The sequence below is a fragment of the Kitasatospora sp. NPDC093558 genome (genome assembly GCF_040683475.1).
In the GTDB taxonomy this organism is placed as follows: domain Bacteria; phylum Actinomycetota; class Actinomycetes; order Streptomycetales; family Streptomycetaceae; genus Kitasatospora.
The window spans coordinates 1-1,790 of record NZ_JBFBDY010001000.1; the positions used below are offsets into that span (position 1 = coordinate 1).

The 1,790-nt window shown below is 72.9% G+C and carries 2 protein-coding genes; both read right to left on the bottom strand.

Annotated elements, in window-relative coordinates:
- A partial coding sequence (locus AB0O00_RS37825) for a nucleotide sugar dehydrogenase (protein ID WP_363659226.1) occupies positions 1-804 on the bottom strand: 804 nt, incomplete at its 3' end.
- 72 nt (positions 805-876) lie between these two features.
- On the bottom strand, positions 877-1,790 hold a 914-nt coding region (locus AB0O00_RS37830), incomplete at its 5' end, for an exopolysaccharide biosynthesis polyprenyl glycosylphosphotransferase (protein ID WP_363659227.1).

The window sequence follows — 1,790 nt, forward strand, 5'->3', positions numbered from 1 at the left end:
GCCGAAGGCGAAGCCGGGCCGCAGGTAGGCGGGGCTGATGTTGAGCTTGCGGTCGGCCAGGAACACGTCGATCACCTGGTGCGAGTCCACCCCGAGCGCCCGGCACACCGCGCCCAGCTCGTTCGCGCAGCCGATCTTGAGGCCGTGGAACGCGTTGTCCGCGTACTTGATCGCCTCGGCCGTCGGGACCGGCACCCGGAACACCTCGCCGGGCAGGCCGCCGTACAGCGCCGCGACCACGTCGCCGCTCGCCGGGTCGAGTTCGCCGATGACGGTCTTCGGCGGGTCGAAGAAGTCCCGCACGCTCGTGCCCTCGCGCAGGAACTCCGGGTTGACCGCCACCCCGAAGTCCGTCCCGGCCGAGCCGCCGGTGTGCTTCTCCAGGATGGGCACCAGCAGGTCCAGGCACGTGCCCGGGAGCATGGTGCTGCGGAACACGACGGTGTGCCGGCCACCCCGCCCGCCCCGCTCGGCCAGCGCGGCGCCGATCTGCTCGGTGACCCGCTCCAGGTACGTCGTGCACAGGCTGCCGTTGGCCTCCGACGGCGTGCCCACGCACACCAGCGACACCTCACTGCCCAGGACCGCCTCGCGGACGTCGCCGGTCGCCCGCAGCGCCCCGGACCGCACGACCTCCCCGATCAGCTCGCCGATCCGCTCCTCGACCACCGGAGCCTTGCCCTCGTTGACCAGCTCGACCTTCACCGGGTTCACGTCCACCCCGATGACCTCGTGCCCCAGGCTCGCCAGGCACGCGGCCGACACGCAGCCCACGTAACCGAGCCCCAAGACGCTGACCCTCATGACCCGTTCCTCCCCTCGGGCAGGCCCCATGGGCCGGCCATCCGCGCACCGTTCGGACGACACCCCCGTGCTTCAGTAGGCCCCCTGCCCGTGAAGCACCGCACGCAGCGTTTTCCACAAGATCACCGTGTCGAGGGCCAGCGACCAGTCCTCCACGTACCGCAGGTCCAGCCGCACCGCCTCCTCCCACGGCAGGTCGCTGCGCCCGCTGATCTGCCACAGGCCGGTGAGCCCGGGCTTGACGAGCAGCCGCCGCCGGATGTCCGGGCCGTACGCGGCGGACTCCTCCGGCAGCGGCGGGCGCGGACCGACGAGCGACATCGAGCCGGTGAGCACGTTGAGGAGTTGCGGCAGCTCGTCGAGCGAGTACCGGCGCAGCACCCCTCCCACCCGGGTCACCCGCGGATCGCGGCGGAGTTTGAACAGCAGTCCCGCGCCCTCGTTGCGGTCGGCCAGTTCGGCGCGCGCCCGGTCCGCCCCGGCGACCATCGTGCGGAACTTGACCAGGGTGAACTCGCGGCCGTCCTTGCCGACCCTGTGCTGCCGGTAGAACGCCCCGCCCCGGCTGTCCGCCAGCACGACCAGCCCGACGAACACCATCAGCGGCGCGAGCAGGACCAGCAGGACCGCGGCGCCCAGCCGGTCGACGACCTCCTTGACGGCCCGCCGGCCCCCGCTGAAGGCCGGCATGCTGACCCGCAGCATCGGGATCCCGAGCACCGCGTCAACGTGCAGGCGCGGGCCGGCCACCTCCATCAGCACGGGCGCCACCACCATCTCGGCGTCGCCGCCCTCCAGGTTCCAGGCCAGCCGCTGCAACCGGTCCGGCGTCCAGTGCGGGTCCGGTGTGATCGCGACGACCCGGTAGCCGTCCCGGCGGACGTGGTTGGCGACGTCCGTCAGCCGGCCGACCACCGGCACGCCGTCCAGCCGGTCACCGCCGGGGCCGAGGGCGTACGGCGTGCACACCGCCTCCACCCGCCAGC